Consider the following 24621-nt stretch of genomic DNA (forward strand, 5'->3'; position numbering starts at 1 on the left):
CTAGCGTCCCTTCACCTGCTTCTTCTTGGGCGTGATCAGATTGGAGATGCTCTTGTACACGATGAGTGTGAGCACCGCGTTGATGCCCGCCTTCGCGAGGTTGAACGGCGTGAGGATGGGCAGGATCATGGCCACCACCGCGTCCAGCGGCACGCCCAGCCACATCGGCGTGATCACGAGGTTGCCTAGGATGGCCATGACGGTGGCGGCGACGGCGCTCAGCACGAGGCCGACGACGCCGCTTTTGAACGTGCGCGAGCGGCGGTACACGAGCGCGGCGGGCAGGATGAAGCCGGTGACCACGAGGATGTTCATGATGGCGCCCGAGAAATCCGCCATGAGGATGCCGTGGATGACGGCCCCCACGATGCCCACCGCGAGGCCGGCGGCGGGCCCGAAGGCGAAGCCGCACACCATGGCGGGCATGGCCGAGGCGTCGTATTTGAGCCATGTGACGCCTGGTAGCAGCGGGAATTCCACGAACGACAGCAGCACGCCGATCGCGCACATGAGCGCCATGGTGACGAGCTGGCGGGTGTCCCACTTGTTGGTGTTGGTGAATTCGTACGTGTCCTGGGCGTTCGTGCCCGGTGCGTTGCCGGTCATGGCAACCCCTTTCTCTTTGCAGGCCGTGACGTTCGGGTCAGGTTTTCCGGCCTAAAGAGAAAACGAGCCCGTATGAATTCCTTCCATACAGGCTTCTTGGGGTCCGCGCCGATGCACGCGGGGCGCGGGCGACGCGGATCTCTGCCTCTTCCATCCGGACTATACCGTTGGTTCCGGAATCGCACCGGAATCAGCCTGCAACCGCGTTCCCTATCGGGAGGCGTTCGCAGGGTCGCGGACTCCCGGCTCGCTCGGCGTTTCGCCGACGGCCGGATTACCGCCAGTGAGGAATTGCACCTCGCCCTGAAACAGAATCCATGCGCTGCATTGTAGCCGCCTTGTTGCCGTATGGCAACCGTGCAGCGCAAAGCAGGGGGACAATGCGCAGGTTTTGTGGGTTGGGCGGCCGAAAGTGCCGAGGCGGAGCTTCGCGCCCGCGCGCCTCGTGCGAACTCCTCGCATGCCGTATAATCGTTGCGACGAAGAGGGAAGCGCCGGAAAGGGGAGACGTCATGGCAAGCAAAGTGGTCAACGAGCCGCGCATCAAGAACCCGCTCATCAAAGCCATTCGCGAGCTGTTGGAGCATCGAGCGCTGTGGCTGTACCTGCTCACCGACGAGGCGGCGAAGGCGGGCGCCGACCCGGCCGCGTTCGCTCCGGCGGCGGTGAAACGCTGCGGGCTGTTCCAGGGCGCCGAGCTGGTGGCGAAAGGCGGCGGCACGAACAGCCTGAAAAGCCTCAAGAAAGGCCTGTTCGGCAAGCCGGCGCAGATGGTGTTCGAGATGGACGTCAAAGACGTGCAGGACGACCGCTTCGAGCTGGAGTTCCACTACTGTCCGCTCGTGAAGGCGTGGCAGAAGCAGGGCTGCACCGACGAGGAGATTTCCAACCTTTGCGACTGGGCCATGTGCGGCGACCGCGGCATCGGCGAGGCCTACGGCTGCGAGCTCGACCTCCCCAAGACCATCGCCCGCGGCGACGACGTCTGCCACCTCATCTACCATCGCTGAAGCGAGCCGTCAAAAGCGTCGTCGCGCGCGAGAGGGTAACCGTTTGTGGACGGCAGGCGTTGTTTTTCCTGATCGGGCGAACTCCGGGGTAGAATAGCGGAATTATGTTCGAGCTACTCAACACCATCGACGCATTCGTATGGGGCCCCGCGATGATCGCGCTTCTGCTGGGGTCGCATCTGTTCTTCACCTTCAAGACGGGGTTCATCCAGCGCAAGCTGCCGCAGGCCATCAAGCTGTCGCTATCGAGCGACCCGGAGGGCAAAGGCGACATCAGCCACTTCGGCGCGCTGGCCACGGCGCTGGCGGCCACCATCGGCACCGGCTCCATCGTGGGCGTGGCCACGGCCATTCTCGCGGGCGGGCCGGGCGCGGTGTTCTGGATGTGGATCACCGGCGTGTTCGGCATCGCGACGAAGTACGCCGAGGTGTACGCGGCCGTGAAGTACCGCGTGCGCGACCACAACGGCGCCATGCTGGGCGGTGCCATGTACATTTGGGAGCGCGCGTTCAGGCGCAACGCCGAGGGCAAGCGCGATCCCAGCCCCGGCGGGCATACCCCCTGGTGGGCGAAGCTCGGCGCTGTGGCGTTCGCCGCGTTCGCGGCCATCGCGGCCATTGGAACCGGTTCGGCCGTGCAGGCGTCGGCCATGTCCGGCATCATCACCTCGAACGTGGACGTGCCCGCGTGGATCGTCGGCGTGATCATCGTGGTGCTGGTGTCGGTGGTCATCTTCGGCGGCGTGCAGTCCATCTCGAAGGTGTGCGAGCGCCTCGTCCCCATCATGGCCGTGGCCTATGCGGGCGGCTGCCTCGTCATCCTCGCGTTCAATTGGGCGCTGGTCGGCGACGCGCTGGGCCTTATCCTGGAATGCGCGTTCACTTCGAAGGCCGCGTTCGGTGGCGCCGTGGGCTCCGGCATCATGATGGCGCTGCAGTTCGGCTGCGCGCGCGGATTGTTCTCCAACGAGTCGGGTCTGGGCTCGGCGCCCATCGTGGCGTCCGCGGCTTCCACGCGCAACCCGGCGCAGCAGGCGCTTGTGGCGATGACCGGCACCTTCTGGTCCACCGTGGTCATCTGCGCGCTCACGGGCATCGTGCTGGTGTCCACGATGCTGGCGAACCCCGATATCGCCTCCGACATCCTGGCGAATCCCACCGTCTACTCCGGCGCGATGCTGGCCAGCGAGGCGTTCTCGAAGATCCCCTACATCGGCACGCCCATCCTGGTGCTGGGCATGGTGGCGTTCAGCTACACCACCATCCTGGGCTGGTCGTACTATGGAAACCGGTGCATCACGTATCTGTTCGGCCGCTACGCCATCCGCCCCTACCAGGTGGTCTACGTGGCCGTGGCTTTCCTCGGCGCCATCGGCGTGGGCGACATAGTGTGGACGATCTCGGACATCGGCAACGCGCTGATGGCCATTCCCAACATCGTGGTCGTGCTGCTGCTCAGCGGCATGATCGCGCGCGAGACGCGCCACTATGTCTACGACGGCAACCTTGACGAGCCCGATGACGCGCCCATCCCGCAGCTGGAAGGGAAGTAGCCGGGTCCTTCCTCGCCGATCTTCTCGGGGGCGGTCGTTTTGCATGCCTATCGATGCCGCTCGCGGACGATTTTCCCTTTGTTGACGAACCGTAAAGCGCCGCGTCGCTATAATCCGACTACTTTAGCGTGCGAAAGTACCTCTGCCGAAACGGCTTCGTCGTGTGCCGGAGGCGTCCGGAATCTGCTTCGGCGCAGGCTCTTTCTCTCGCAAGGGGATTCGTTGTACAAGAGAAGAGAGGGGATGTGCATGGATATCATCCAGTTCATCGGCGACATCGACGCCTTCGTGTGGGGTCCGCCGATGATCGTGCTTTTGCTGGGATCGCACCTGTTCCTGACGTTTCGCACCGGGTTCATCCAGCGCAAGCTGCCCACGGCTATCAAGCTGTCGGTGACGAAGGATCCGGACGCGCCGGGTGACATCAGCCAGTTCGGCGCGCTGACCACGGCGCTGTCGGCCACCATCGGCACCGGCAACATCGTGGGCGTGGGCACCGCCATTTTGGCCGGCGGCCCGGGCGCGGTGCTGTGGATGTGGCTGACCGGCGTGTTCGGCATGGCCACGAAGTACTCCGAAACGTTCGCCGCCGTGAAGTACCGCGTAAAGGATCACAACGGCAACATGCTGGGCGGCGCGATGTACGCGTGGCGCCGCGCGTTCGAGAAGGACGGCAAGGCGCCGTGGTGGGGCCTCTTGGGAGCGGGCGCGTTCGCGCTGTTCGCGGCCGTCGCCTCGTTCGGCATCGGCTCGGCGGTGCAGTCCAGTGCCATGACCGGCATCATCACGTCGAACGCGCCCGGCGTGCCCACCTGGGGCATCGGCCTGGCCATCGTTATCATGGTGTCCCTGGTCATCTTCGGAGGCATCAAGATCATCTCGAAGGTGTGCGAGAAGCTCGTGCCGTTCATGGCCATCGCCTACGCGTGGGGCTGCATCGTCATCATCGGCATGAACTGGGAGTTCGTGTGGCCTGCCATCTGCCTGATCTTCGAGTGCGCCTTCACGCCGAGGGCCGCGTTCGGCGGCGCCGTGGGCTCCGGCCTCATGATGGCGCTTCAGTTCGGCTGCGCGCGCGGCCTGTTCTCCAACGAGTCGGGCCTGGGCTCGGCGCCCATCGTGGCGTCCGCGGCTTCCACGCGCAACCCGGCGCGCCAGGCGCTCGTGTCCATGACGGGCACGTTCTGGGACACCGTGGTCATCTGCGCGCTCACGGGCATCGTGCTGGTGTCCACGATGATCGCGAACCCCGGCATCATGGAGAGCGGCCAGATCTCGGCCGGCGCCGACCTCACCAGCGCGGCGTTCGCCTCCATTCCCTACATCGGCACGCCCATTCTGGTCATCGGCATGATCCTGTTCGCCTACACCACCATCCTGGGCTGGTCGTACTACGGCAACCGCTGCGTCACGTACCTGTTCGGCAAGCGCGCCATCCGTCCCTACCAGGTGCTGTACGTCGTCGTGGCGTTCTTGGGCGCCATCGGCATCGGCGATTTGGTGTGGACCATCTCGGACATCACGAACGCCCTGATGGCCGTTCCGAACATCATCGTGGTGCTGCTGCTGTCGGGCTTGATCGCGCGCGAGACGAAGCACTACGTGTGGGACAAGAACCTCGAGGAGACGGACGAGACGCCCATTCCGGTGTTGGAATCGAAGTAGCGCCTGCGCGCGGATAGCGCGACGGCGAGGGCCCCGGTGTCGAAAGATGCCGGGGCCCTTTCGCGTTCGAGGCGCGATACCGGCGTGTGGTCTGGCCGCGTTCGGGGCGATACCGGCGTGTGGCCTGTCCGGCGTTCGGGGCTCTTCCAGCGTGCGGTCTGGCCGGCCTGTCGTTGGCACAGAATGAAGCCTAGCGTTCGCTTTGTGCCATGCGCGTGCGCGCGAGATCGCAGAATCGGCCTTCGCCTACGGCATAGAAGGGCGAAGGGGGCTGCGGATGTCGTGAGCGCAAATCGAATGCCATGACAATTCTGCGGCCTGAAACGCGCGCTCATCCTCCGTTCTTCCGAGAAAACCCCAGGTGGGATTTTCTCGATCTGACATTTCAGGGCGGGCGAGGCCGTTCCGATTGCCATGGCCCTCGATTTGCTCCCAACGCGCATGCGATGCGGTATCATGGCGGACATGAAGAAACTGATGATCATAGGCGGCGGCGCGGCGGGTCTCGCGGCGGCGGTGGCTGCGACCGACGCGCTGCGTGCTCACGGCGTGCGCGTGGGCGCGGACGGCGGTGCGCACGCCGTCGAGGTGACGGTGTGCGAGGCCGACGAGCGCGTGGGCCGCTCCATCTTGGCCACGGGAAACGGGCGGTGCAACTTCTCGAACGCCCGTGTCGATGCGGGGCTCTACCGAAACGCCGGATTCGTCGGCGCGGCGCTGGCCCAGCTGCGCGCTCAGGGCGGGCATGCGGACGGATGCGAAGAGCCCGGACGCGAGAAAGCCGTCCGCTCAACGGACGCGGCCCTTTCCTCCGATGCCGTCTGCCCCGATCCGGTGCACGCGTTCTTCGCAGGCTTGGGGCTCGTGTGGCGCGAAGAGGGCGAAGGCCGTCTGTACCCGCTGGCGAACAAGGCTGCCAGCGTGCTGGACGTGCTGCGCGCGGGCGCGCGGGACGCGGGCGTTCGCGAGCTGTGCGGCTGCGAGGCGGTGCGCATCGATCCGCCGTCCCATGCGGGCGATCGCTTTCATGTTCGTTTCGCCGGCGGAGCGGTGCGCCATGCGGAGACGGTCATCGTGGCCACGGGAGGTCGCACGGCGCGCGGCTTGCTGCCCGAGGGCTTCGAGGCGACGGAGCCGCGCCCGGTGCTGGGGCCGCTGCGCACCGACTCCCGCCTGGTGAAGGCGCTCAACAACATCCGCGTGCGCTGCGCGATCTCGCTCATGTCGCCCGACGGCGATGCCAAGGCGCGCGAGGAGGGCGAGGTGCTGTTCCGTGACTACGGCGTGTCGGGCATCGCGGTGTTCAACCTGTCGAGGTTCGCCGAGGCGGGCGACATGCTGCGCATCGACCTGCTGCCGCGGATGGACGCACCGATGCTCGAGCAGCTGCTGCTGGAGCGCCGATCGCGCCTGTTCGCGCGCGCTGGATCGTGCACGGGCGACGACGTGCTGCGCGGCATGGTGCTGCCGGCGGTGGGTCGTGGCGTGCTGAAGGCGGCCGGGCTGCGCGCCGAAGGGTCGTTCGGGAAGCGCGATGCCGCGCCGCTCACGGCAGCGCTCAAAGGACTCGCGCTCGAGGTCCGAGGCGTCGGCGAGCCGCGACAGTGCCAGGTGCGGCGCGGCGGATTCGCGGTGGAGGCGTTCGATCCGCGCTCGTGCGCATCGCGCACGATGCCGGGCCTGCACGTGGTGGGCGAGGCGCTGGACGTGGACGCGCCCTGCGGCGGCTACAACCTGCATTGGGCGTGGGCTAGCGGCATGCTGGCGGGTCGCGCTGCCGCCGAGCGCCTGATGAAGGAGGTGGTCGATCATGCTTGAGGTTTCGAACGTGAAGTTGCCGCTTGACGCGGGGCTGCCCGAGGGCGGGGCGCTCGTGCGCGCGGCGGCGGCCGCGGCGCTGGGGGTGGCGGAAGGCGACGTGCGCACGGTGCGCATCACGAAGCGCAGCGTGGACGCGCGCAAGAAGCGCGACGTCCATTTCGTGGCGACGCTCGGCGTGGAGCCGCTCGACGAGGCCACCGAAGAGCGAGCGCTTGCGGCCGCCATCGCGCGCGGCGGCGCTGGGGCGATCGTGGGAACGCACGTGAAACGCCACGAGCCGTACGAGCCGCTCGACGTTCCCTCGCTAGCTGCGAAGGCCGCGAAAGCCGGCGAGCCGCGCCCGATCGTGGTGGGCGCGGGGCCTGCCGGGCTGTTCTGCGCGCTCTACCTGGCGCGGGCCGGGCTGCGGCCGCTCGTGCTCGAGCGCGGCGGCGACGTGGACGAGCGCCTGGCCGCGGTGGATGCGTTCGCGACGGGCGGTGACCTGAACCCGCAGACGAACATCCAGTTCGGCGAGGGCGGCGCGGGCACGTTCTCGGACGGAAAGCTGACCACGAACATCAAGAACCCGATGGCGCGCCACGTGCTGCGCTGGTTCGTGGACGCCGGCGCGCCCGAGGAGATCCTTTGGCAGGCGAAGCCGCATATCGGCACCGATCTGCTGGTGGACGTGGTGCGCACGATGCGCCGCCAGATCGGGGACGCGGGCGGCGAGGTGCGCTTCCATGTGCAGTTTGCGGGCGTGCGTTTCGCGGGCGGCGCGGTGGCGGACGTCGACGTGCTCGACGGGCGCACGGGCGCGGCGGAGCGGATGGCGGCGCGGCGCGTGGTTCTGGCCTGCGGGCATTCGGCGCGCGATACGTTTGAGGCCGTGCACGCGGCGGGCGTGACGATGGAGCAGAAGCCGTTCTCGGTGGGCGTGCGCATCGAGCATTCCCAGGAGGCGGTGAACCGGGCGCAGTACGGCGACGCCGCCGCGCATCCGGCGCTGGGGGCCGCCGACTACAAGCTGTCCGCGCACCTGCCGAGCGGGCGCGGCGTCTACACGTTCTGCATGTGCCCCGGCGGCGAGGTGGTGTGCGCCGCCAGCGAGGAGGGCGGCGTCGTGGTGAACGGCATGAGCCGTTTCGCGCGCGACGGATCGAACGCGAACGCGGCGCTGCTCGTGGGCGTGGGACCTGAGGACTTCGGGAGCGACCATCCTCTGGCGGGCGTCGAGCTGCAGCGGCGCATGGAGCAGGCGGCGTATCGCGCGGTCATCGTCGCAGGCGGCGCCGCGTACCAGGCTCCGGCGCAGACGGTGGGGGATTTCCTGGCCGGACGCGCCGGCGGCGCGAGCGCGAAGGTACGGCCGACGTACGCGCGCGGTGTGGCCTGGTGCGACCTGCGACAGTGCCTGCCTGGATTCGCGGCCGACGCCATCGCCGAAGCCCTGCCCCTGCTCGATCGTCGGCTGCACGGGTTCGCGGACGAGGACGCGGTGATGACCGGCGTGGAGACGCGCAGCTCGAGCCCCGTGCGCATCGTGCGCGACGACGCGCTGCAAGCGCGGGTGGAAGGCGCGCCCGACGACGCGCCCGAAAGCGGCCTCTACCCCTGCGGCGAGGGCGCGGGCTATGCCGGCGGCATCATGAGCGCCGCCTGCGACGGCCTGCGCGTGGCCCGCGTCCTCGCGGACGCGTTCGAATCGCGCTAGATCCGCGTTGGAATCCTGTCGAATCCGCGTTGGAAACGAAGGCTGCTTTCGTGGAAACCGCGTTGGATTCGCGTCGGATCCGCATAAGGTTCCGTGGTGCTTTTCGCTAGATCTGCGCCATCGAAACGTGAGACGGGCCCTCTATACTAAGAACGTGGAGCAGGTGCGCTGAGGATGCTATAGTGAGGGAGGCCGTCATGGGATCGAGTGTTCTTTTGGATCGAGAGGGGCAAGCGATGGATGTGAAAGAGGCTGCGAAGAAGGCAGCGGCTTACACGGCGGATATCGAGACCGTTATGAACCCGAAGAGTCTGTCGGAGTTTCTTTCCAAGTCGGGATTCGCAATCGAATCAACGCGTTTCGATGATGCGCGTAACCATTGGGAGATAGGAGTCGGCTTCGTTCGGGACTTCGATCGCGGCGGGATCGACGCCATCCCTCCGTTGTCGTCGGTTTGGGAGCGCACGCCTCTCCAAGGGGCTCGAACGTTCAAAACGGTGACGATATCCAATGAGGATGGCAGCGTCATTTCGTACGAGTAGTCGATATGAAAGCGATACTGGACGCCAATATACTGCTCTTGCTTCTTGCCGGTTCCTGCGATCAACGAAGTCTTGGACGGAAAAAGTTCGTGAAAGATTATCGTGCAGATGATTTTCGCATGCTGTGCAAGATGCTTTCCGGTTTCAAAGAACTCCTTGTCACGCCCAATGTGGTTACTGAGTGTTCGAACCTATTGTGCGGGCGCAACGGCCACGGCAGGAACGAACCGGAGGCCCGAGCCTTGGCGGCGCTGCTCGAATCGGGGCATCTCAAGCGGATCGAAGAGCGTTACGTCGAAAGCTTGATCGCGATTCGACGAAGCGAGTATTCTTTTCTCGGCGTCGCCGACTGCGCGCTGTTGGCGCTTGTCGATGCGGACCAGGTGCTTGTTACTGCGGATGGGTCGTTAGCTTGCGCAGCTCAGATGATCAATCCGGCTTGCATAAACTTCAACCATGCGCGCAATTGCTCGTTGCTCGACCTTCGCTGCTAGAACTCGATGCCGCGGCGGGCGAGGACGCCCTCCTCGTAGTAGTGCTTCACTTCGCGCATCTCGGTGACGAGGTCGGCGACGGCTGTGAGCGTGTCGCTTGCTCCGCGGCCCGTGACGACGAGCTCAACGTTCTCGGGCCGTTCGAGCACGAGGTCCACCAGCGCGTCGGGCCCGAAATAGCCCAGGCTGTCGGCGACGTTCGCCTCGTCGAGCACCACCACGTCGTACGCGCCGCTCAGCATCATGTTGCGCGCGACGGCCAGGCCCCGCTTCGCCGCCTGCGCGTCCGCCGTCGCATCGGGTGCGCTCAACTCGTCGCCCGTTCCGAACTGTTCGCACGCAATGAGATCGCCGAACAGGCGAAACGCGTCGAGTTCGCCGGTGGGGCCGCACTTCATGAACTGGCAGAAGCACACGCGCAGGTTAGCAGCAGCGGCCCGCATCGCCAATCCGACGGCAGCCGTGGTCTTGCCCTTGCCGTCGCCGGTGTACACCTGCACGTATCCCTGCTCCATCGTCATGCTCCCAGCTCCCGTTCCCAATCGAAGTCCTCGGGCGGCGCCATGGGCAGCGTCGGGTCGTCGGCGTCGTCCATGCGGCCGTCCCACAGGCAGGCGCCCATGTCCACGTGCGCATCGTCGGCGAACGCGACCCCTTCCGCTTCCAGCATCTCGCGCTGAACCTCGGGGCCTCCGAAGGCGAACCCCTTGCACAGGCCCCCGTCCTTGAACACCACGCGGTGGCAGGGGATGCTGTTGACCTCGGCGCCCGGCTCGGGGTTCGCGCGCAGCGCATATCCCACGTAGCGCGCCGACCGCGGCGCTCCGATGAGCCGCCCCACTTGCCCGTACGTGGCCACCTTCCCGCGCGGTATGCGCCGCACCACCTTGAACACCCTGTCGGAGAAATCTCCCATGCCTTCTTCGCTCCTCGCTTCCGCCCGTGGTTTCGCTTCAGTATACGGCAACCTTGTACGGCGCGTGAGCCTTGCGCGCCGCCGTTGACGCTTGTCTGGCGCGAGCACGAAACGAACAGACGATTGCGGGTTCCCTTTTCCTACGATCCCCCTTATGATTGAGGCACGGCTGTTCCTCGAGAACCGCCCCCGCTTCTTTCGCACGGGAGGTAGTAGATGGGTCCGATCAGCAACCGTCGTCCGGGGGGCTCGGATGGCGCCGAGCCTTTGAGCGCTCAGTCGAGCGCCTTCGATGCAATTGGGAGCTTTCCAAGGCCAACCGATCTCGTCGACGCCGAGGCGCTCGCCGACATGCGGGCGTTCAACGATCTCAAGGCGAAGCGCAAGAAGCAGCGCAAACGCAAGATCGTCGTGGGCATCGTGTCCGCGGTGGCGGTGCTCGCCGTGGCGGGCGGCGCGTTCGCCTGGTATTCCGCCGATCAGGCGGCCAAGGCGCTGGAGAATATGGCGCCGCAGACGGCCTTCGTCGAGCAGGGCACGTTCGTCGAAACGGTGTCGGCTTCCGGCAACCTGCAGCCCGTCGCCTCGGTGAGCGCCACGTCCGAGGTTGACGGTATCGTGGGCGAGGTGCTGGTAGCCGAAGGCGATGCGGTGGCCGAGGGCCAGACGCTGTTCACGGTGGTCAACGACGATCTGGACAAGGCCGTGAAGCAGGCTGCCCAGGGCATCGAAGAGGCCAAAAACGGCGTCGCCCAAGCTCAGAACGCTGTGAACGATGCCTACCATGCCAAGTCCGCCGGCCAACAGGAGGCGGCTCGGGCTCAGGAGCAGGCGCAGGCCGCCGCCGCAGCCGCCAAGGAAGCGGGCGCGGCAACACCGGCTTCCGACGCGTCGGGCGCCTCCTTCGACGAGGCCGGCGCCGATTCCGCCATTCGCAACGCCGAGCTGGCGCTCAGCAGCGCGAACCTGGCGCTGCAGAACGCCCAGAGCGCCTATGACGAGGCCGTCGCGCGCGCCGCCAAGCGCACCGTCACGGCGTCCATCGCGGGAAGCGTCGTCGCGGTTAACATCGAGCCCGGCAAGGCGCTGGGCGCGACGGCGAATGCAGCCGCCTCGCCGGTGCAGATCGCCGATCTGTCGCAGATGACCGTCTCCATCAACGTGAACGAGATCGACATCCTCAAGATCACCGCCGACCAAACCGCCGAGGTCGCGTTCACCGCGGCCCCCGACCTCACGCTGCCCGCCACTGTGGTCAGCATCGCCACCACATCGGCCGGCTCCGGCGACGCGGCAGGTGGTGCCATGTACGGCGGCATGGGCGGCGCGGTCACGTACGCGGTGAAGCTGCTCATCGCCGAGCCCGACCCGCGCCTCAAGCCCGGCATGACCGCCAAGGCCACCATCACCACGACCACCATCGAGAACGCGCTCAAGGTGCCCATCTCGGCCGTGCAGTCCGATGGTGCGGACGGCAGTTTCGTCATGGTGCTCACCGATCCTGAGACGCAGGGAACGGAGATGCGCGAAGTCGAGGTGGTCGCGTCCGACGGTCTTACGTCCGTCGTGAAGGGCCGGTTGAAAGCCGGCGACGAAGTGGTCGTGAGCGGCGGCATGGGCGGCGCGCCGGACGGCATGGGCATGGCGGTCGATGGCGCTGCCTCGGCCGATTCCGCCGCCGTTGCGGTGGGGTAGCGCTATGGGATACGTCGTGGAAGCCGTCGACCTGCATCGCATCTACGAGAGCGCTTCAGGCTACACCCATGCCCTGCGCGGCGTGACGCTGTCGGTGGCGCAAGGCGAGTTCCTAGCCATCATGGGACCCTCGGGATCGGGCAAGTCGACGCTCATGAACCTGCTTGGCTGCCTCGACACGCCCACGCGCGGCCGTTACCTGCTGGAGGGTATCGACGTTGCCGACTATCGCGAGGACGAGCTGGCCGAGATCCGCGCCACGCGCCTGGGTTTCGTGTTCCAGTCGTTCAACCTGCTTCCGCGCGCCACCGTGCTGCGCAACGTGGTGCTGCCGCTCATCTACACGGCCTGCCCGCGCAAGGAGCGCGAGCTGCGGGCGCACGCGGCGCTACGCAGCGTGTCGCTGGACGAGCGGCTGTACGACCATCGCAGCAACGAGCTGTCGGGCGGCCAGATGCAGCGCGTCGCTATCGCCCGCGCCCTCGTGAACGATCCGGCGCTCATCCTGGCCGACGAGCCCACCGGCAACCTCGACACGGCCACGGGCGACATGGTGCTGAACACGTTCAAGCGCCTGCGCGACGCGGGCAAGACCATCGTACTCATCACGCACGAGCCCGACGTGGCTGCCCACGCCGACCGCGTGGTGCACATCCGCGACGGGCGACTGTACGAGGGCCCGCAGCCGTGCGCCGCCGGTCGGGAAGGGGCGCGCCCATGAAGATAGGCGATCTGTTCTACGAGACCTGGCACGCGCTGTCCGCGAACAAGGGCCGTTCGTTCCTCACCATACTCGGTATCGTCATCGGCATCGCGGCCGTCATCGCCATGACCTCGCTCATCGCGGGCGTGCAGAACATGCTCATGGGCGAGATGGGGCTGTCCCAAGCGCGCCAGGTGTCCATCAGCGCCTACTCGCCGCAGGGCATCACGTTCGACGACCTGGACAAGCTGGAGCAGGGGATGCCGGAATACGAGGTCATCACAGGTGCCTCGTACGCATCGGCCGAGATCACGATGGCCGACGGCCAGAAAAACCACGCCACGGTCATCGGCGCGCGTCCCGATTACTTCACGGCGAACGGGACGAAGCTTAAGGAGGGCCGCTTCTTCACCGAGAGCGAGGAGCAGAACGCCGCGCGCCTCGTGGTGATGGGCGGCGGTGAGATGACCGTGCAGATGCTCGGCGTCCCCGACACCGAGGCGGTGGGGAAGACGGTGCGCCTGGGCAACGACGACTACACGGTGATCGGCGTGTTGGAAACCTCGTCCTTCATGGGCGGCGGAGGGACGTTCTACGCGCCTTACACCACGGTGGAGACGCGCATCGGCAATGCGAGCGGCATCCAACAGATCGTCGGCTTCGCGCGCGAGGGCACCGACATGGATCGGCTCGTCGAGACGACGCAGACCTTTGTGGCGCAGTACTTCAATCTGGAGCCCGAGAACGTGTACGTGTCGTCGCTCGACGCCGTCATCAAGCAGATGGAAACGATGATGACGTCGTTCTCGCTGCTCATGGGCTCGGTCGCGTCCATCTCGCTGTTCGTGGGCGGCATCGGCATCATGAACATGATGCTGACCAACGTCACCGAGCGCATCCGCGAGATCGGCCTGCGCAAGTCGCTCGGGGCGCGTCGTCGCGACATCACGAAGCAGTTCTTGCTCGAGGCTATCATGCTGTGCGTGGCGGGCGGCGCGTTCGGCATCCTATTCGGCTTCCTGGCGGCGTTCGGGCTGGGCCAGGTGATCGGGGCGGTGCAGGCGGGCATGACCGTCACGCCGGTGCTCGCGCCGGGCGTGGTGTTCGGCGCCGTGGCCGTGTGCGTGCTTATCGGCGTCGTGTTCGGCTACTACCCGGCTCGCCGCGCCGCCAAGCTCGACCCGGTGGAGTCCCTGCGCTACCAGTAAGCGCACGCCGCCGGCCGCCAGGCGGCCGGCGGGCGGCAAGCTCGGAGGTTGCCGCCCCTTTCGCGTCGTTCGCCGACCTAAGAGATGGTAGAATGCATCAAGCATGAAGAAGACGTCTCGGATCGTGGGAAGCCGGGTGAGAATCCCGCACGGTACCGCCACTGTGTTTCGGTCTTGCCGATCAGCCAGAATACCGACCGAGAAGCGTGTGTGCGCAAGCGGCGAGTTACCGCGAGCGCTACCCGTCGGGCCCGAGCGCCCTCGGCTTGTCTGCGTAGCGAATACGGGCTGCGCGGCCCCCGCCAAACACGGGGTCGCGCAGCCTTTTGTTTTGCTGTCTCTCTTCTGCGAAGCGACCGATGAAAGGAGAAGGAAGACGGTGAAGGAACAAACGATCAAACGTGCGGGAATCATGCAGCGGGCCTGGGCCCTCCTGCTGGCCGCCGCACTCTGCCTGGGCCTCATGCCCGGCGCAGCCTGGGCCGAAGAAGGCGAGGGTGCGGGGGCGTTCTCGGTGGCGCTCACCATCGTGGACACGTCCGACCCTGCGGATGGCGTCCTGTACAACGCCCGCGTCGACGGCATGACCTCCGACGACACGGTTGCCGACCTGCTGGCGAAGGCGGGCTTCACCGCCGCGGCCAGCGCGGAGGAGACCGAGGGGAACGACAAGGCGTACTTCGACTCCTACGGTTCCCCGACGTTCCGAGGCAACAAGTCGGTCGAGCAGCCCAACGGGTCGTGGGCCTACTGGGCGACGATGTTCGACGGCGACAGCGCGAACTACGCCAGCGCCCAGCTGACGGCGAAGCTGCAGGAGAACGGCCGCTACCAGTACATCTACACGTCCGACGCGACGTTCGCCTACGACGAGGTTTCCGGATTTCCAGTGCAGCTCACCATCGTGGACACGTCCGACCCTGCGGATGGCGTCCTGTACAACGCCCGCGTCGACGGCATGACCTCCGACGACACGGTTGCCGACCTGCTGGCGAAGGCGGGCTTCACCGCCGCGGCCAGCGCGGAGGAGACCGAGGGGAACGACAAGGCGTACTTCGACTCCTACGGTTCCCCGACGTTCCGAGGCAACAAGTCGGTCGAGCAGCCCAACGGATCGTGGGCCTACTGGGCGACGATGTTCGACGGCGACAGCGCGAACTACGCCAGCGCCCAGCTGACGGCGAAGCTGCAGGAGAACGGCCGCTACCAGTACATCTACACGTCCGACGCGACGTTCGCCTACGACGAGGAAATCCCCCAACTCGCGATCTACACCGTTAACGACCCTTTGGCGGGGGCGATCAAGCCTGATCCCAAGCCCGAGCCCGAACCTGATGAGCCGACCAACGAGGCCGTCTTAGTAGACAGTGCTGCGTACAACACGCTGTTCGGCACCATTGCCGGTTCCTATGCGGGCACGTCCGAGGAATGGAAAGCCCTTGAACTCGCAGCTGCCGGACGTGCGTCTTCAATCGACGTGACGACTCTCGTGGCGAATGCGAAAGCTGTGAACGGTTCCCCGGAAACCACCAACTTGCAGCGCTTCATTTTGGCGCTCACGGCCGTCGGCAAAACGGAGGAAGCGGCAGCGCTTGTGCAGACGATGGCAACGTCCGATATTTCGACGACCTACGTGAACGGCCAGGCATTTGCTCTGCTCTCCTATGAAAGCGGCGCGTACGACGTGCCCGCGAACGCCCTTGAAACCGAAGCTGAACTCGTAGCCAAGCTTCTGAGCGCGCAGCAAGCTTCCGGAGGCTGGACCTGGAAAGGGGCCGCCGAGGGTGACGACCCCGATACGACGGCCATGGTGATAACCGCCCTTGCCTCTCGCGTTTCCGACGCCTCCGTTAAAGCGGCAGTCGACAAAGGACTCGAGGCGCTGCGCGCGATGCAGCACGAGGACGGCGGTTTCCGTGCATCCGGGGACGCTGTCGATGGTCCCATCAACGTCAGCTCGACGTCCTGTGTCGTGGTCGCCCTGTGCGCCTTGGGTGCGGATCCGGCGGCGTCCATGGTCACTGAAAGCGGCGCGACGCCGTTGAGCGCGCTGCTTTCGCAGGCCACATCCGATTTGTCCGGGTTCATCTACAACGGTGCGGCGAACGATCTCGCAACTGAGCAGGGCTTCCGGGCGCTGGTGGCTTACCAGGGTCTCAAGAACACCGGTGCCGCGTACAACATCTACACGCAGGCTAAGCTCGGCCAGGCGGGGCTGCCCGCCGAGAAGCAGGAAGAGGAGAGCGCTCCCGCTCCTGCTGACAAGCCTGTGGTCGACAAGAAGGCGCTTGCCAAAACCGGAGACGGCTCTGCGCCGTTCGCGGCCGGTACCGCGGTGCTCGCGCTCGGCGCGCTCGCGGCGGGTATCGCCGCCACGCGGCGCATGCGCGTTTCCGACGAGCTCTCGTTGCGTCGATAGGATCACGGCGGCATGAGCGAAGATTCGAACGAGAAGACCGGCTGCTCGGGCGTCGAAACGCTCGAGCCGTGTGAGCGGGCCGAAGCGCCCGACAACCGCATCGCCCCCTCCGCGCCTCGCGGCGAGGAGGGGGCCTCGGTGGGCGGGGCATCCGCAACGGCGGCGTCCGCGCCCTCGTCTCGCCGACCTCGCAAGGCGCTGCTCGCCACCGGCGTCGTTGCCGCTGCGGTGGCCCTGTGCGCCGTCGTGGCGAGCATGGGCTTCGCCACCGGATGGCTCGGCGACCCTGCGCCGTCCGATCCGGTGCCGATGCCCAGCGTCGTCACGGATGCGCCCTCTAACAGGGACGACGCGTCGAAGGACGACGAGGCCGATCGCAAGGATGCCGCCGAAGAGGCTTCGGAGGGCACTGACGGGGAAGCGGGTGCCGCCGTCGATGGCGAGAACGCGGCGGATGCCGACGGCTCGGTCGCTTCGACGGCCGGCGAGGCGCCATCGGGCACTGAGCTTTCCGCGTCGGAGGGCGCTGCTGCACCGGCTCCGGCGCCTGCGCCCGAGCCGGCCCCGGCTCCCTCGGCTCCCAGCACCGTTACGGTGACGGTATACATCGACAGCTCCCGCGCCGCGTCCAATGGCTACCCCTCATCCTTGGGCGGCGGCACGGTCACCCTCAACCAGGGCGCATCCGTCTACGATGCCCTCTGCGCTACCGGAGCGTCGGTGGGCGGGTCGAGCGGCTACGTCAGCTCCATCGGCGGCCTTGCGGAATTCGCTTGCGGTCCCGGCAGCGGCTGGCTGTATTTCGTCAACGGATCGTCGCCCGGATACGGGTGCGGTTCGTATATCCTAAGCGGTGGAGAAAACATTACGTGGATATACACCTGCGATTTGGGCAACGACCTGTAGATGTGCGGGTCGAGGAAAGCGAGGCGCCGTGTTCAGCAATCTGAAAGTGGCCAAGATCATGGCTGCATTGGCGATCTTCTTCGCCGTGCTCGTGGTGATCTCGATCTTCCAAACGGTGCACGCCTAGGGGCGCGCCTCGTATGAAGCGCACGGCGTTCGACCTGTTCCATCCCGTCGTGGCGTTCGGCTACTTCGCCGTCATGTTCGCGCTCAGCATGACGGCGATGCAGCCGGTCTACTTGGCCATCTCGCTTGCAAGCGTGCTCTCCTACAGCGCGGTGCTGCGCGGTTGGCGGGCGACGGGTCGCTCGCTTCTCTGGCAGCTGCCCCTCGTCGCCGTCGTCGCGCTGGCGAACCCGCTGTTCTCGGCGTCCGGCTCCACCGAGCTGTTCCGCCTCGGGCTGCGCGCGTTCTACCTGGAGAGCTTCGTGTACGGCGCATGCATGGGCGTCATGCTGATCAGCGTGATCGTGCTGTTCTCGAACGCCTCCCAGGTGCTCACGTCCGACAAGGTCATGACGCTGTTCGGCGGCGTCGCGCCCACGATAGGCCTCATGCTGTCGATGACGGCGCGCCTCGTGCCGCAGTTCGTGCGGCGCGGCAACGGCATCGCCGACGTGGAGCGCGCGTGCACGGCGGCGCGCCCTGCCGAGGAGCCCGCAGGGAAGCTCGCTGTCATGCGCGGCTACCTGCGGAGGACTTCGGTGCTCATGGGCTGGGGCATGGAAGACTCGCTCGAGACGGCCGGCGCCATGAAGGCGCGCGGCTGGGGGGCCGCCGCGCGGCGCACCACGTACGCGCGCTACCGGTTCCGTCGCTTCGACGCTGCGGCGCTCGTCTTCGGCGGCGCGCTCGCGTTGCTGGCCGCAGCCGCCGCCTGGGCGGCATGCGCGCAATTCCGTTTCTATCCGACGATCGGCGGGCTCGCGCCTTGGTGGAACTATCTGCCGTACGCGCTGTTCGCGTGCCTGCCGCTTGCGATCACCGCGAAGGAGCATCTGAGATGGCGAGCGTGAAGGCGATCGAGGCGCGCGGTTTCTCGTTTCGCTACCCTGAGTCGACGGCCGGCATCGGCCCGCTCGATTGGGCGGTGGAGGAGGGCGCGTTCCAGCTTTTGGTGGGCGCCACGGGCAGCGGCAAGACCACGCTGCTCGGTAGCTGCAAGCCGGCCATCGCGCCAGCAGGGGAGCGCGCGGGCTCGCTGCAGGTGTTCGGACGATCCGTGGAAAAGCTGGATGCGCGCGAGGCCGCCGCGACGGTGGGTTACGTAGCGCAGAGTCCCGAGAACCAGATCGTGTGCGACAGCGTGTGGCACGAGCTGGCGTTCGGGCTGGAGAACCTCGGCGTGGAGCAGGACGAGATGCGCCGCCGCGTGGCCGAGGTCGCTCACTTCTTCGGCATCGAGCCGTGGTTCCGCCGCTCCGTCGCCGAGCTGTCGGGCGGCCAGAAGCAGATGACCACGTTGGCCGGCACGCTGGCGATGCAGCCGCGCCTGCTGCTGCTTGACGAGCCCACCGCCCAGCTCGATCCCGTGGCCGAGAAGAACTTCCTGCACGCTCTGTTTCGCGTGAACCGCGAGCTGGGCATCACCGTCGTCGTGGCCACCCACGCCCCCGAGGCGATGGCCGAGTACGCGACGGACATGGTGGAGCTGCGAGAGGGCACGCTGATCCGCCATCCCGAACCGCGCGCCGGGGTGTCGGCCCTCCGTCGTTCCGAATCCGTCCCGGTGGCGCCCGCCTCCGCTCAGGATGATGAAGCCGCATACGCCGTCTCGTTGCGCGACATCCATCTGCGCTACGCGCGCGATGCCGACTGGGTTCTGCGCGGCTGCGACCTGCGCGTCGCTGCCGGCAGCATCCACGCCGTCGTAGGCGGCAACGGTTGCGGCAAGTCCACTCTGCTGCGCGCCATCGCCGGGGTCGTCAAGCCGGAGCGCGGCCGCGTTGAGAACCGCCTGGCCGCGCGCCAGGCGCTGCTCCCGCAGGATCCGAAGGCCCTCTTCGTATGCGATACGGTGGCCGACGAGCTGCGCGAGTGGCAGGCGAACTGCGGCTACGACGACGCCGCGATCGATGGCGCTCTTGCGCGTTTCGGCCTGGACGCGCGCGCCTCCAACCATCCTTATGATCTGTCGGGCGGCCAGCAGCAGTTGCTCGCGTTCGCGAAGCTGCTGCTGACCGATCCCGACCTGCTGCTGCTCGACGAGCCGACGAAGGGGCTCGACGCGCCGTCGAAGCTGCTGGTCGCCCGCACCCTGCGCGATCTCGCGCAGGCCGGGGCGACCGTCGTCCTCGCCACGCACGACCTGACGTTCGCCGCGCTCGTCGCCGATGCCGCCACCATGCTGTTCGACGGGGAGGCCGTGTGCACCGAGCCGGCCGCCGCGTTCTTCGCGGGCAACCTGTTCTACCGCCCGACCGAGGATGCGTTCTCCCGGCTGTGGCGCGAGGAACGCTCGTGACGCGCCCGTCTTCCCGCGCGGCGGCGCGCCTCCTCGCGCTGCTCGAGGTGCCGGCGCTCGCCGCCGTGCCTCTCGTGCTGGGCGTGTGCGCGTACTTCCAGGTGGAGCAGGGCGCGCTGCTCACCGTGGTCGTGGCCTTCGCGGCGGTGGGCGTGTTCTTCGCCAGCTTCGAGGCCTCGCGCCCGGCGTTGCGCCAGATCATGCCGACCGTGGTGTTGGCGGCTCTTGCGGCGGCGGGTCGCATGCTGTTCGCTCCCGTTCCCGACTTCAAGCCGGTGTCGGCCATCTGCATCCTCGCGGGAGCCGTGTTCGGCCGCCGCAGCGGCTTTCTGGTGGGCGCGCTCGCGGCGCTCGTGTCCAACTTCTTCTTCGGCCAAGGGCCGTGGACGCCGTGGCAGATGTACGCTTGGGGCCTCGTAGGCTACCTGGCCGGCGTCCTGGCCGACCGTGGCTGGCTCGACCGGCTGCCCGTGCTGTACGCTTACGGGTTCCTGTCGGCCCTGCTGTACGGCCTGCTGCTGAACGGGTGGTACGTCATCGGCTTCGTGCAGCCGTTCTCCTGGCCGGCCGCGCTCGTCGCGTTCGGCGCCGCGCTGCCGTTCGACGCGACGCATGGCGTGGCCACCGTCGTGTTCCTCGCGGCGCTCTACGTTCCCTGGCGGAAAAAGCTCGAGCGCATCAAGAGGAAGTACGCGCTGATCTGACGGATGCCGCCGATTGCGGCGAGGCGGCCGGGCGCGTGCTACAATGCCTCCCGATCATCGAAGAAGGGAGCTCCCATGCCGCCACTGTCCAGCTCGAAGCTCGAAGCCGTCGCCGCCCTCAAGCGCGGCGAGGCGGTCATCTTTCCCACCGAGACGGTGTACGGCCTGGGCGTTTCCGTCGAGGCGGCGGCGAGCCCCGAGGCGCTCTACGATCTGAAGGAGCGCGACCGCGGCAAGCCCGTCTCCTGGCTCGTGGGCGGCGCCGACGACCTCGACCGCTACGGAGCGCATGTGCCCGACCTGGCCCGACGTCTGGCACGAGCGTACTGGCCGGGACCTCTTACGCTCATCGTGGAAGCGAGCGACGCCGTGCCCGCCGCTTTCCGCTCGGCGGCGGGCTCCATCGGCCTGCGCATGCCCGACAACGATACGGCCCTTGAGCTCATCGAGGCGGTCGGCTGCCCGCTGGCCACCACGTCCGCGAACATCTCGGGTCTGCAAGCGCCCGGCTCCTTCGACGCCCTCGACCCCCGCCTCGCCGCTCGCGTCGGCGTGGTCATGGCTGATGACCGCGACGGCGACAAAAGCGGCATCGCCTCCACGGTCGTCGACTGCACCGTCGACCCTCCGCGCATCGTGCGCGCGGGCGCCGTCACCGAAGCGCATATCCGGGCGCTGGCCTAACGCGCGGATCGATCGTTCGGCGGTTGCGCGCGCCCTTGTTTTTCGGAAGGGCTCTTCGCGAGCTTGCCGCATTTCGGATGACGTCTGAATCGAGGTCTTCCGGCGAAAACGCGGCGGTTTGGTAATCATATACAAATAGTGGGATAGCTGACTTCATTCTCTCACCTGGGAAGATGCCGAGTCGTCCGAACTCATGCTCGCGAATCGGTGGCGCAGGGCGCATTGGAGATTACCAAACCGCCCCGTTTTTACCGACACGGAGCGTTTTCGGCATCACGAGCCCCTGCAAGGAGTCCTCTCGGCGCGGCCCGCGCTTTCCGCTCAGGACGTCTCCTTTTGCCACGGCCGCCATGACGTGCTGAGCGGTCCCGTCCGTGCGTCCGAGTGCGCGCATCGTCATTCGCGTAACGCTTCCGCGCTTGCGGTTCGCGTGCGGGTATAATAGGGCAAAACTCCTGGGGAGGGGATCAATATGGATACAACGGTCGCAGTCGCGCCGATCGGCTTTTTGTCTCATGACGGAACGTCCACCATCAAAGGCCTCGTGTGGGAGCCCGAGCGCACGAGGGGCAGCCGTCGTGTCGCGCCGCGCGGCGTCATTCAGATCGTCCACGGCATGGTGGAGCATGTGGGCCGCTACGACGAGTTCGCGCGCTTCCTCGTGGAACAGGGCTTCGTGGTGTGCGCCGCCGATCACATCGGCCACGGCAAGAGCGTGGCCAGCGCAGACGAGCTTGGCTGCCTGCCCGTTGACGGCAAGGAGACGCTCATCGAGGACGTCCACGAACTGCGCAAGACCGTCACCGCCCGCTACTCCCGCCAAACCCCTTACATCATGTTCGGCCATTCCATGGGAAGCTTCGTCACGCGCGCCTACCTGGCGCGCCACGGCGAGGACGTGGCGGCGGCCGTCATCTGCGGCACGGGCCAACAGCCCCTCGTCCTGTCGAAGGCGGGCAACGCGCTGGCGCGCTTCCTCGCGAAGACGAAGGGCGCCGACTACCGCAGCAAGCTTTTGGACAACATGGGCGTGGGCGCGTTCGCCAAGCAGATCGAGAACCCGCGCACGCCGCACGACTGGGTCTGCACCGATCCGGCCGTCGTGGACGCCTACATCGCCGACGAGCTGTGCGGCGCCATGTTCTCCGTCGGCGGCTACGCCACGCTCACCGACCTCACGGGCGAGGTGGTGTCGCCGTCGTGCGCGGCGAAGGTGCCGAAGGGATTGCCCGTGCTGTTCGTCGCCGGCGCCGAGGACCCGGTGGGCGCGTGCGGCAAGGGCGTGCGTGCGGCGGCCAACCTGTTGCGCCGCGCCGGTGTGCAGGATGTGGAGGTGAAGCTGTACGAGGGCATGCGCCACGAAATCCTCAACGAACCGGGGCGGGCTCAGGTTTATACTGAGGTGGTCGGTTGGATTGAGGAGCATGCATGCCAAAGTACGTCGTAGCGCTCGACCAGGGTACCACCTCGTCGCGCGCCATGCTCGTCGACGCGAACGGATGCGTCGTCGATGCGGTGCAGAACCCGTTCCCGCAAGTCTACCCCCAGCCCGGCTGGGTGGAGCACGACCCGCGCGACATCCTGTCGTCGCAGCTGGGCGCGCTTACCGAGCTTCTGGTGGCGCACAACCTGGGCGCAAAGGACATCGACAGCATCGGCATCACGAACCAGCGCGAGACCACCGTGGTGTGGAACCGCGAAACGGGGGAGCCCGTGATGAACGCCATCGTGTGGCAGTGCCGCCGCACGGCCCCCATCATCGACGAGCTGACGGCCGACCCGCAGACGGCGCGCATCATCGCCGACAAGACGGGCCTCGTGCCCGACGCCTACTTCTCCGCCAGCAAGATCAAGTGGATCCTCGACCACGTGGAAGGCGCGCGCGAAGACGCCGAAGCCGGCAAGCTGGCCTTCGGCACCGTCGACACGTGGCTCATCTGGACGCTCACCCAGGGCAAGGTACACGCCACCGACGTGACGAACGCCAGCCGCACCATGCTGTACAACATCCACGAGCTGCGCTGGGATCCGTGGCTGCTCGACCTGTTCGACATCCCGGAGTCCCTGCTTCCCGAGGTGCTCCCTTCGTCGGGGGAGTTCGGCCGCACGGCTTCCGCGGGCATCGTGCCGAACGTGCCCATCTGCGGCGTGGCGGGCGACCAGCAGGCGGCCCTGTTCGGACAGTGCTGCTTCCAGCCGGGCCAGGCGAAGAACACGTACGGCACCGGCTGCTTCCTGCTCATGCACACCGGCGGCGAAGCGTGCCGCTCCACGAACAACCTCATCACCACCATCGCCGCCTCGGGTCCGGGTGCCGGCCCCGAGTACGCGCTCGAGGGCAGCGTGTTCATGGCCGGCGCGCTCATGCAGTGGCTGCGCGACGACATGGGCATCATCGACGACGTAGCCGAGACTTCGGCCATCGCCCGCAGCGTGAACAGCACCGACGGCGTGTACGTGGTGCCCGCGTTCACCGGCTTGGGCGCACCCTATTGGGACGCCGATGCGCGCGGCGCCATCTACGGGCTCACGCGCGGAACCGGCCGGGCTCACATCGTGCGCGCCGCGCTGGAATCGCTGGCCTACCAGGTGCACGACCTCGCGGTGGCCATGGAGGCCGACGCGGGGGTGCGCTTGAGCGTGCTCAACGTGGACGGCGGCGCGTCCGCGAACGATTTTCTCATGCAGTTCCAAAGCGATATCTTGCGCACGCCGCTGCGCCGCCCGCAGAATGCCGAGACGACCGCGCTCGGCGCCGCGTTCCTCGCAGGGCTCGCCACCGGGTTCTGGAAGGACGCGGAAGCCCTGTGTGCCCTGCGCTCTTCGGACGACGTGTACGAGCCGGGCATGGAGGACGAGCGCCACGCGAAGCTGCTGGAAGGCTGGGCTCGCGCCGTGAAGCGCACGATGTCGGACGCCCTGTCATCCTGAGTGGAGCGCCGAAGGAGCGAAGTTGCGACGCAAAGCCAGTCCTTTAGGGAAGGATCCCGTGCGGCGCCAGCCGTCACGTGACGAAAGAGAAGAGGAAGGGAACCTCACATGAAGATCAGCATTGCAAGCGACCATGCGGGCTTCGAGCAGAAGCAGGCGCTGGTCGGCTACCTGGCCTCCAAGGGCCACGACGTGATCGACCGCGGCCCAGACTGCGACGACCGCGTCGACTATCCCGATTATGCGGCGCGCGTGGCGCACGATGTGGTCGACGGCATGGCCGAGCGCGGCGTGCTCGTGTGCGGCACGGGCATCGGCATGGCCGTGGCCGCCAACAAGATCGACGGGATCCGCGCCGCCAACGTCACCAGCCCGCTGTTCGCCGCCCTCGCGCGCGAGCACAACGACGCGAACGTCGTAGCCGTCTCGGGTCGCTTCGTCGACGAGTCCGTGAACCGCGAGATCCTCGACGCTTTCGTCTCCACCTCCTTCGGCGGCGGTCGTCATGCAGGTCGCGTCGAGAAGATCGCCGCTCTCGAAAACGAATAGCCCGCACGCGCGCAGCGCGGATCGCGCTGTGCTAGCATGATCGCTTCGCCTCGCC

The 24621-nt window shown here is 67.0% G+C and carries 22 protein-coding genes and 2 riboswitches; of the genes, 19 read left to right on the forward strand and 3 right to left on the reverse strand.

Going from position 1 to position 24621, the window contains the following annotated elements:
- On the reverse strand, positions 1-606 hold the full coding sequence (locus GT590_RS12035) for an ECF transporter S component (protein ID WP_009304862.1): 606 nt from the start codon (positions 604-606) through the stop codon (positions 1-3).
- 138 nt (positions 607-744) lie between these two features.
- Positions 745-921, reverse strand: a riboswitch (FMN riboswitch).
- A 197-nt stretch (positions 922-1118) separates the two neighbouring features.
- On the opposite strand from GT590_RS12035, the gene GT590_RS12040 reads away from it, so the two are divergent.
- From GT590_RS12040 to GT590_RS12070, 7 genes are all read left to right on the forward strand, one after another.
- Positions 1119-1616, forward strand: a complete 498-nt coding sequence (locus GT590_RS12040; RefSeq protein ID WP_009304861.1) for an L-2-amino-thiazoline-4-carboxylic acid hydrolase — start codon at positions 1119-1121, stop codon at positions 1614-1616.
- A 104-nt stretch (positions 1617-1720) separates the two neighbouring features.
- Positions 1721-3169, forward strand: coding sequence for a sodium:alanine symporter family protein (locus GT590_RS12045; protein ID WP_021410375.1), 1449 nt, complete (start codon positions 1721-1723; stop codon positions 3167-3169).
- A 249-nt stretch (positions 3170-3418) separates the two neighbouring features.
- Positions 3419-4834 carry a sodium:alanine symporter family protein gene (locus GT590_RS12050; protein WP_114551484.1) on the forward strand — a complete coding sequence of 472 codons (1416 nt, stop codon included), beginning with the start codon at positions 3419-3421 and terminating at the stop codon, positions 4832-4834.
- 465 nt (positions 4835-5299) lie between these two features.
- On the forward strand, positions 5300-6652 hold the full coding sequence (locus GT590_RS12055) for an NAD(P)/FAD-dependent oxidoreductase (RefSeq protein ID WP_240129891.1): 1353 nt from the start codon (positions 5300-5302) through the stop codon (positions 6650-6652).
- Positions 6645-8351 (forward strand): NAD(P)/FAD-dependent oxidoreductase, encoded by a 1707-nt coding sequence (locus tag GT590_RS12060; protein ID WP_114551470.1) that lies wholly within the window; start codon positions 6645-6647, stop codon positions 8349-8351. The genes GT590_RS12055 and GT590_RS12060 overlap by 8 nt, the downstream gene beginning before the upstream one ends.
- A 197-nt stretch (positions 8352-8548) precedes the next feature.
- The gene (locus GT590_RS12065) at positions 8549-8893 is read left to right on the forward strand and encodes a hypothetical protein (RefSeq protein ID WP_229068675.1); all 345 of its coding nucleotides are present in this window, start codon (positions 8549-8551) and stop codon (positions 8891-8893) included.
- Between the two features lie 5 nt (positions 8894-8898).
- Entirely contained in the window at positions 8899-9387 is a 489-nt protein-coding gene (locus tag GT590_RS12070) for a hypothetical protein (protein WP_114551471.1), read from the forward strand.
- Here GT590_RS12070 and GT590_RS12075 read toward each other — a convergent pair.
- Together GT590_RS12075 and GT590_RS12080 are read right to left on the reverse strand one after the other, a co-directional pair.
- Positions 9384-9908: a cob(I)yrinic acid a,c-diamide adenosyltransferase gene (locus GT590_RS12075; RefSeq protein WP_229068673.1), complete on the reverse strand. Its 525-nt coding sequence runs from the start codon at positions 9906-9908 to the stop codon at positions 9384-9386. The two genes, GT590_RS12070 and GT590_RS12075, sit on opposite strands and share 4 nt — an antisense overlap.
- Positions 9905-10303 carry an MGMT family protein gene (locus GT590_RS12080; RefSeq protein WP_114551472.1) on the reverse strand — a complete coding sequence of 133 codons (399 nt, stop codon included), beginning with the start codon at positions 10301-10303 and terminating at the stop codon, positions 9905-9907. The genes GT590_RS12075 and GT590_RS12080 overlap by 4 nt, the downstream gene beginning before the upstream one ends.
- Before the next feature lie 216 nt (positions 10304-10519).
- On the opposite strand from GT590_RS12080, the gene GT590_RS12085 reads away from it, so the two are divergent.
- The 12 genes from GT590_RS12085 to rpiB all read left to right on the forward strand — a co-directional run bounded on the left by GT590_RS12085 (position 10520) and on the right by rpiB (position 24566).
- Complete coding sequence (locus GT590_RS12085; RefSeq protein ID WP_114557945.1) at positions 10520-11998, forward strand: efflux RND transporter periplasmic adaptor subunit; 1479 nt, start codon at positions 10520-10522, stop codon at positions 11996-11998.
- 4 nt (positions 11999-12002) lie between these two features.
- Entirely contained in the window at positions 12003-12719 is a 717-nt protein-coding gene (locus GT590_RS12090; protein ID WP_114557944.1) for an ABC transporter ATP-binding protein, read from the forward strand.
- Positions 12716-13909: an ABC transporter permease gene (locus tag GT590_RS12095; RefSeq protein ID WP_009304842.1), complete on the forward strand. Its 1194-nt coding sequence runs from the start codon at positions 12716-12718 to the stop codon at positions 13907-13909. The genes GT590_RS12090 and GT590_RS12095 overlap by 4 nt, the downstream gene beginning before the upstream one ends.
- 99 nt (positions 13910-14008) lie before the next feature.
- Positions 14009-14153, forward strand: a riboswitch (adenosylcobalamin (AdoCbl) riboswitch).
- Positions 14154-14288: 135 nt separating this feature from the next.
- Positions 14289-16328, forward strand: coding sequence for a prenyltransferase/squalene oxidase repeat-containing protein (locus tag GT590_RS14830; RefSeq protein WP_161171129.1), 2040 nt, complete (start codon positions 14289-14291; stop codon positions 16326-16328).
- A 12-nt stretch (positions 16329-16340) separates the two neighbouring features.
- Positions 16341-17234 (forward strand): DUF4430 domain-containing protein, encoded by an 894-nt coding sequence (locus tag GT590_RS12105; RefSeq protein ID WP_139912122.1) that lies wholly within the window; start codon positions 16341-16343, stop codon positions 17232-17234.
- A 140-nt stretch (positions 17235-17374) separates the two neighbouring features.
- A complete protein-coding gene (locus GT590_RS12110; protein WP_117752727.1) occupies positions 17375-18250 on the forward strand; it encodes an energy-coupling factor transporter transmembrane component T in 876 nt (291 codons plus the stop codon).
- A complete protein-coding gene (locus tag GT590_RS12115) occupies positions 18238-19698 on the forward strand; it encodes an ABC transporter ATP-binding protein (protein WP_161171130.1) in 1461 nt (486 codons plus the stop codon). The genes GT590_RS12110 and GT590_RS12115 overlap by 13 nt, the downstream gene beginning before the upstream one ends.
- Positions 19695-20402 (forward strand): ECF transporter S component, encoded by a 708-nt coding sequence (locus GT590_RS12120; protein WP_161171131.1) that lies wholly within the window; start codon positions 19695-19697, stop codon positions 20400-20402. The genes GT590_RS12115 and GT590_RS12120 overlap by 4 nt, the downstream gene beginning before the upstream one ends.
- A 75-nt stretch (positions 20403-20477) precedes the next feature.
- Positions 20478-21086: an L-threonylcarbamoyladenylate synthase gene (locus GT590_RS12125; RefSeq protein ID WP_157003600.1), complete on the forward strand. Its 609-nt coding sequence runs from the start codon at positions 20478-20480 to the stop codon at positions 21084-21086.
- 472 nt (positions 21087-21558) lie between these two features.
- Complete coding sequence (locus GT590_RS12130) at positions 21559-22533, forward strand: alpha/beta hydrolase (protein ID WP_114557482.1); 975 nt, start codon at positions 21559-21561, stop codon at positions 22531-22533.
- On the forward strand, positions 22515-24017 hold the full coding sequence (glpK, locus tag GT590_RS12135) for a glycerol kinase GlpK (RefSeq protein ID WP_114557481.1): 1503 nt from the start codon (positions 22515-22517) through the stop codon (positions 24015-24017). Before GT590_RS12130 ends, glpK begins: the two co-directional genes overlap by 19 nt.
- 108 nt (positions 24018-24125) lie before the next feature.
- On the forward strand, positions 24126-24566 hold the full coding sequence (gene rpiB / locus GT590_RS12140; protein ID WP_015760362.1) for a ribose 5-phosphate isomerase B: 441 nt from the start codon (positions 24126-24128) through the stop codon (positions 24564-24566).
- The last annotated feature ends 55 nt before the right edge of the window (positions 24567-24621 follow it).

Origin of the sequence: Eggerthella sp. BIOML-A1, from assembly GCF_009875595.1 — a bacterium.
Taxonomy (GTDB): domain Bacteria; phylum Actinomycetota; class Coriobacteriia; order Coriobacteriales; family Eggerthellaceae; genus Eggerthella; species Eggerthella lenta.